At 72.5% G+C, this 4,861-nt stretch carries 6 protein-coding genes and 1 pseudogene; 3 read left to right on the top strand and 4 right to left on the bottom strand.

Annotated elements, in window-relative coordinates:
* On the bottom strand, positions 1-260 hold a 260-nt coding region (locus ACTUAL_RS12560), incomplete at its 3' end, for a helix-turn-helix domain-containing protein (protein WP_440900359.1).
* A 103-nt stretch (positions 261-363) separates the two neighbouring features.
* On the opposite strand from ACTUAL_RS12560, the gene ACTUAL_RS12565 reads away from it, so the two are divergent.
* Entirely contained in the window at positions 364-612 is a 249-nt protein-coding gene (locus tag ACTUAL_RS12565; RefSeq protein WP_440900360.1) for a hypothetical protein, read from the top strand.
* A 21-nt stretch (positions 613-633) separates the two neighbouring features.
* Positions 634-1,560, top strand: coding sequence for an ROK family protein (locus ACTUAL_RS12570; protein WP_440900361.1), 927 nt, complete (start codon positions 634-636; stop codon positions 1,558-1,560).
* On the opposite strand, the gene mctP is transcribed toward ACTUAL_RS12570, so the two are convergent.
* The 3 genes from mctP to ACTUAL_RS12585 all read right to left on the bottom strand — a co-directional run bounded on the left by mctP (position 1,538) and on the right by ACTUAL_RS12585 (position 4,356).
* The gene (gene mctP / locus ACTUAL_RS12575) at positions 1,538-3,187 is read right to left on the bottom strand and encodes a monocarboxylate uptake permease MctP (RefSeq protein ID WP_440900362.1); all 1,650 of its coding nucleotides are present in this window, start codon (positions 3,185-3,187) and stop codon (positions 1,538-1,540) included. The two genes, ACTUAL_RS12570 and mctP, sit on opposite strands and share 23 nt — an antisense overlap.
* Positions 3,184-3,462, bottom strand: coding sequence for a DUF3311 domain-containing protein (locus ACTUAL_RS12580; RefSeq protein WP_096497454.1), 279 nt, complete (start codon positions 3,460-3,462; stop codon positions 3,184-3,186). The genes mctP and ACTUAL_RS12580 overlap by 4 nt, the downstream gene beginning before the upstream one ends.
* Before the next feature lie 195 nt (positions 3,463-3,657).
* Positions 3,658-4,356 carry a GntR family transcriptional regulator gene (locus ACTUAL_RS12585; protein WP_096497453.1) on the bottom strand — a complete coding sequence of 233 codons (699 nt, stop codon included), beginning with the start codon at positions 4,354-4,356 and terminating at the stop codon, positions 3,658-3,660.
* A 177-nt stretch (positions 4,357-4,533) separates the two neighbouring features.
* Here ACTUAL_RS12585 and ACTUAL_RS12590 point away from each other — a divergent pair.
* Positions 4,534-4,861 (top strand): annotated as a pseudogene (locus tag ACTUAL_RS12590) (hypothetical protein); the annotation flags it as partial.

Consider the following 4,861-nt stretch of genomic DNA (forward strand, 5'->3'; position numbering starts at 1 on the left):
CGCACCGACCGCCGTCGCGCGGCCGTGCCCAGCGCGAGGATCGTGCTCCGCTCGTTGCCCTGGACGCCGTAGAAGTCCAGCAGCTTCAGCAGTTCCTCCGTCCCGAGGCTGCCTTTGCCGTTCTCGACCTGGCTCAGCCGCGCCGCCGTGCGGTCGATCGCGCTCGCGGCCTCGCTCTGGGACTTCCGCGCGGCTGTTCGGAGTCTGGTGAGGCTGACGCCGAGTTGCAGCCGCTCGACTGTCGGCCGGACTGAGGACATGGGTGTTCCACTCCATCGGGCGATGGTTAAGGGGCTCATGCTTGGCTTAAGTTTTAGCTGACTGCGGTTCGCGTTGCGTGTATGCAACCAGGTTGGAGGAGACATGTCGCAGGCGGTGTCCGAGGATGCACCTGGAGTAGGCCGCCGGGAGTGGCCGGTCGACTGCATCGACAGCTACGCGACCGAGGGCACCTGCGTCATCGAGGTGTCCGGCGACGTGGTCGAGGTGATCGGGCCCGAGGCCGAGTTCTGCTTCGCGCTCGACGTGGAGCAGGTGCCCGGCTTCCAGGCCGCGCTCGCCTCCGCGCTCGCCGGTGCCCGCGACTGCCGAACCCGCCGCGCCCGCCGCTGACCCCGAACTACACTCCCGCGAATGACGGACCTGGTCCTGGCCCTGGACATCGGCGGCACCAAGGTGGCCGCCGGGCTGGTCGAGCGGGACGGGTCCGTGGTGCGCGTCGCGCGGGAGCCCACCCCGACCGACGACCCCGAGCGCACCTGGGCCGCCGTCGCGCGGGTCGTCGACGAGGCGCTCGCCGGTGAGCAGGTCGCCGGGGTCGGCATCGCCTGCGCCGGGCCCGTCGACCTCGTCGTGGGCACGGCCAGCCCCATCAACGTGGCCTGCTGGCGGGGTTTCCCGCTGGTGGACCGGGTGTCCGCGCTGCTCCCCGGCCTCCCGGTCGAGCTCGCCGGCGACGGGCCGTGCATGGCCTACGGCGAGCACTGGGCGGGCGCGGGCCGCGGCTGCGGCGACATGGTCGGCCTGGTCGTGTCGACCGGCGTCGGCGGCGGGCTGGTGGTGGGCGGCGAGCTGCTGCTCGGGCGCACCGGCAACGCGGGCCACATCGGGCACGTCGTCGTGGAGGACGACGGCGAGCCCTGCACGTGCGGCGGTCGCGGGTGCGCCGAGACCGTCGCGGGCGGGCCGAGGATGGTCGCCTGGGCGCGCCGCCGGGGCTGGCGGGCGGCCGAGGGCGCCGACGCCGCGCACCTGGCCGCCGACGCGCTCGCGGGCGACAAAATCGCGCGGGCCGCGTTCCGCCGCGCGGGCCGCGCGGTCGGCCTGGCCGTCGTCGCCACCGCCGCGCTGTGCGACCTGGAGCTGGCCGTCGTCGGCGGTGGCGTGGCGCAGGTCGGTGACCTGCTCCTCGACCCGGTCCGGGAGACCGTCGCGGCGCACGCCCGACTGTCCTACTTGGACGGTCTGCGGGTGGAGCCCGCCCGGCTGGGCAGCCGGGCGGGCCTCGTCGGCGCCGCGGCGCTGGCGACCTCCCGGCTCAGTGGGCCGCCACCGGCTTGACCCGGTCGCTGTCCTCGTCCACGTGGTAGTCGTCCGGCCTGGTCTCGTCGCTCCCGTTGGCGGCCTTGAACCTGCGCGCCACCAGCGTCACCAGCGCGGCCACGACGAGGTTCGCCGTGACGGCCACGACGCCGACGTAGATCTGCACCGTCGAGCCCTGGAACGGGTGCCAGCCGAACAGCGACAGCTTGTCCAGCGCCAGCGCCGACCCGGCGAAGTGCTGCCGCTTCCCGTCCGCGCTGGGGATCGTGTACAGCAGGTAGATCCCCCAGCCCATGCCCGCGGCCCACCCGGCGACCAGGCCGTGGAGGTGGAACCACCGGGTGTAGAGCGCGATCGCCACGGCGGGCAGCGTCTGCAGGATCACCACGCCGCCGATCAGCTGCAGGTCGATGGAGAACTGCGGGTCGATGAACACGATGAACGCGACCGCGCCGAACTTCACCACCAGCGACGCCAGCTTCGCCTGCTTCGCCTCCTGCGCGGGCGTGGCGTCCTTCTTCAGGTACTCCTTGTAGATGTTGCGGGTCCACAGGTTCGCCGCCGCGATCGACATGATCGCCGCCGGGACGAGCGCGCCGATGCCGATGGCCGCGAACGCCACGCCCGCGAACCACGCCGGGAACTCCTGCCCGAACAGCACCGGCACGATCGTGTTCGTGTCCGGCCGCCCGGTGGCCTGGTTGGTGATCGGCTTGACGCCCGCGCTGATCGCCACGAACCCGAGCATCGCCAGCAGGCCCAGCAGCAGCGAGTAGGCGGGCAGCGCCACCATGTTCCGCTTGATCACGTTCCGCCCGCGCGAGGCCAGGATGCCGGTCAGCGAGTGCGGGTACAGGAACAGCGCCAGCGCCGAACCGAGCGCGAGCGTCGCGTACTGCAGCTGGTTGTTGGCGTTCAGCAGCACGCCGTCCGACTTCGCGGGCGTCTTGTCGTAGGCCGCCTGCGCGGTGTCGAAGACGGCGCCCCAGCCGCCGAACTTGCCCGGCAGGTAGATCACCGCCACCAGGATCACCACGTAGATCAGGCTGTCCTTGACGAACGCGATCAGCGCGGGCGCGCGCAGCCCCGACTGGTACGTGTACAGCGCCAGGATCACGAACGCGATGAACAGGGGTAGGTGCCCCATGATCCCGCTGCCGTTGAGGCCCATCGTGCGCAGCACGGCCTCCAGGCCGACCAGCTGCAGCGCGATGTACGGCATCGTGGCGAGGATGCCGGTGATCGCGATGATCAGCGCGAGCCAGTGCGAGCCGTACCGCCCGCGCACGAAGTCGGCCGGGGTGACGTAGCCGTGCACCCTGGACACCGACCACATGCGCACCAGCGGCAGGAACACGATCGGGTACAGCACCACGGTGTAGGGCAGCGCGTAGAAGCCGAGCGCGCCCGCGCCGAACACCAGCGCCGGGACGGCCACGAACGTGTAAGCCGTGTACAGGTCGCCGCCGACCAGGAACCAGGTGATCCAGGAGCCGAACTTCCGGCCGCCCAGGCCCCACTCGTCCAGGTGGTCGAGGGTGTCGCCCGCCCGCCACTTCGCCGCGACGAAGCCCAGCACGGTCACCAGCAGGAACAGGACGGCGAAGACCGACAGCTCGGTCCACTGCAGCGGTGCGGTGCTCACCGGTCGGCCTCCCGCTCGTCCAGGGCGTCCACGTCGAGCTTGTCGGGGCCGGTCGTTGCGGGGGCGTCCTTGGTCTTCACGTAGACCAGGCCGACGCACAGCACGCCCAGCGGGACGAACGCGAACTGGTACCAGTAGAAGAACGGCAGGCCCAGCACGCGGGGCTCGTCGGAGTTGAACCACGGCGTGATGAGCATGAGCAGCGGGAGCAGCAGGAGGAGGTTCCAGTTGCTCCACCGCAGCCCGGTGTTCCGGGCAGGCGATTGTCGAGGCATTGAGCTGAGCCCTCCAAGCGTCCCTGACGACGGTGTCGGGGGATGCTAGGACGGGAGAGCGACGAACGTCACTGCTTTCGCCCTGCTGTGCCTGGGTTGTGTGGCGCAATCGTGATCAAGTGCTGACCCGGTGTGACGAGACGGGTGTGGCGCGCGGCCCGTTCACCCCATCGGCAGCCGAACCGCCCGGCACGGCTAGAGCGTGCCCAACCCCTGGGTGACGTGCTCCTCGGCGGTGTCCAGGTAGGACAGCAGCGCCGACTCGGCGGCGTCGACCTCGCCCGACTCCAGCAGGTCGGCGATCGCGCGGTTCCTCGGCAGGTAGTCGCGGTGGAAGCCTTCGGGGTCTCCCACCACCTGGAACACCAGGCGCAGCTCGGCGAGCAGGCGGCGCACCTCCTCGTCCAGCCGGGAGCTGCCCGCGAGCGCGGTGATCGCCGCGTGGAACCGGCCGTTCGCCGTGCCCACGCCCACCCAGTCCTCGTCGTCCCTCAGCCGCTCGGCCCACCGGACCGCGTCCCCGACCCGCGCGCGCCGCTCCTCGGGTGCGTCGGGCCACCGCCGCAGCGCGCCCGCCTCGATCACCCGGCGGGCGGCGTACAGGTCGGCCACGTCCTCGGTGCTCGGCACCCGCACGAACACGCCCCGGCTGTGCTCGTGCACTAGCAGGCGCTCGTGGGTCAGGAGCCGGAACGCCTCGCGCAGGGTGTTGCGGGAGACGCGCAGCGCGTCGCCGAGCGACTTCTCGGACAGCTGGCTGCCCGCTTTGATGGCCCCGTCGAGCACCCGAGCCCTGAGGGCGTCGGCGACCCGCTCGGCCGTGCTGGACCGGCTCATCCGCGCGCCGTCCTCGGCGAGCGCGCGGAGCCAGGTGCCGGCTTCAGCGGTGGTCATGGGGCCGATCCTACTGGGCGGGGGTCCGCCCACCGGGCCCGCGGATTGTTCAACAACCGCCTGGACCTGCGCCGGGAGCCGCTGCGGCGAGCGCGCGCGGGGGTGCCGCCGTTGAGCGGCGCGAGCACCGTCCTTCAGCGGGTTTCGCGCGGGCGGGCGGGCGGAGAACATCACGGGGTGATCTTCCAACTGCGCACGGTGACACCGGTGCTGGCCGCCCTGACGATCGCCCTGACCGCCGCGCCCGCCGCGACGGCCGCTCCCGGAGCCGCTCCGGGGTGCTTCGACCCGACCGCCCCGCTGACCGTCGAGGAGCAGCGGCTCACCGCCGTCCTCGACCCCGACGGCCCACCGGTCGGGCCGGAGCTGGCGCGGCTCGGCGGGTTCGACGACGAGGTGGCGCGGTTCGCCTCCGCCCTGTGCGGCGCCGGGCGGCGGGACGCCGCCGGCCTGGCCCAGCAAACCGGCGAGGGGCTGTGGCGGGCGGCGGTGGAGCGCGCCCGGT

The organism is Actinosynnema sp., assembly GCF_052038725.1.

Excerpts from the sequence above, each read along its gene's own strand:
- ACTUAL_RS12570 (WP_440900361.1), top strand. The coding sequence starts at position 634 with ATGACGGACCTGGTCCTGGCCCTGGACATCGGCGGCACCAAGGTGGCC.
- ACTUAL_RS12580 (WP_096497454.1), bottom strand. The coding sequence starts at position 3,462 with ATGCCTCGACAATCGCCTGCCCGGAACACCGGGCTGCGGTGGAGCAAC.
- ACTUAL_RS12565 (WP_440900360.1), top strand. The coding sequence starts at position 364 with ATGTCGCAGGCGGTGTCCGAGGATGCACCTGGAGTAGGCCGCCGGGAG.
- ACTUAL_RS12585 (WP_096497453.1), bottom strand. The coding sequence starts at position 4,356 with ATGACCACCGCTGAAGCCGGCACCTGGCTCCGCGCGCTCGCCGAGGAC.